Origin of the sequence: Alicyclobacillus sp. SP_1 (genome assembly GCF_024706985.1) — a bacterium.
In the GTDB taxonomy this organism is placed as follows: domain Bacteria; phylum Bacillota; class Bacilli; order Alicyclobacillales; family Alicyclobacillaceae; genus Alicyclobacillus_I.
Window position 1 is genome coordinate 1 of the sequence record NZ_JAMCCX010000002.1, and the last position, 1,178, is coordinate 1,178.

Annotated in this window: 1 protein-coding gene; it reads left to right on the forward strand. The window is 46.8% G+C overall.

The genetic code is table 11. From position 1 onward, the window contains the following. Positions 1-57 precede the first annotated feature (57 nt). Positions 58-849 carry a nucleoside phosphorylase gene (locus M4I36_RS00010; RefSeq protein WP_258109550.1) on the forward strand — a complete coding sequence of 264 codons (792 nt, stop codon included), beginning with the start codon at positions 58-60 and terminating at the stop codon, positions 847-849. The last annotated feature ends 329 nt before the right edge of the window (positions 850-1,178 follow it).

Genomic DNA, 1,178 nt, shown 5'->3' on the forward strand with positions numbered 1-1,178 from the left:
CACCCCCTGGAATTCACTTGAGGACATTATCTCTCCTTATGAATTCACAAACGAGGTGTGAATTATTTGACGCTCACCTTGATGCGATTACCTAACTGCGTTGTAGTGTTAAATACGGATGCATTAATTAACCCCAGTCACAGCCATTCTCCGATTGAAATTGCTGAGCACTGCGTCCCATGCTTCTTCACTGATGTCATCGACAAGCTAGTAAGCGACGGACGAGCCACAATGATTGCTGAAATGGTTGCAGAGTCAGGAGTAACGCCAGTTTATGAGGTGGACTTTGATGGTTGTAAAGTAGCGCTTTTCAACCCCGGGTTGGGCGGACCAAGTGCTGCTAAAAACCTGGAAAAGGTTATCGCATTAGGTTGCAGCAAATTCGTCGCATGTGGTGGAGCTGGGGTTCTGGACCGAGACATTCCGCTCGGGCGTATTCTCGTTCCTCAATCTGCGGTTCGTGATGAAGGCACTTCTTATCACTACATGCCACCCAGTCGTGAAGCCGAAGCCAATCCGGTCGCCGTGCAGGCCATTGAGAATGTTCTTAAAGCGCACGCAATTCCTTACGTGGTTTCTAAAACTTGGACGACCGATGCTTTCTATCGTTCTACACCAGAAAAGATTCGACTTCGCAAGTCAGAAGGATGTCTGACCGTAGAGATGGAATGTGCAGCGTTCTTTGCGGTAGCTCAGTTCCGAGGTGTCCTATTTGGGCAACTTCTGTACGGTGGAGACGATCTCGGGTCCGACAAATGGGATTCGCGCGAATGGACAAAGCAAGCGTCAACCAGAGAAAAATTGTTCTGGCTGGCTGCGCAATCCTGTCTAGCTATATCTGACACATAGATATTTCTCCTAGAAACCATCGGAGATTACGCAATGGGTGATAGATCTTTCTCGAAGAGGTTTTCCAGATTGCTTTTTACAATTCTTTCGACGAATTTGCGGTCGAAATTCGGACAAAATCGCGGGTACGTGCGATCCAACCCATAAGACCACTTTTCTAGAAGTTGTTCGTCGTAATCAAACATGTCCTCTAACACAAATTGAGGACTGTAGTGATTCCTGGTATGCACTCCTATTCCTCCATCGTATAGTTCCCCAGAAGGAAGACAGATGCAGATGTGATCACATTCATCACGAGACAGTGTCATAACAAAGCAAATGTGAACTTT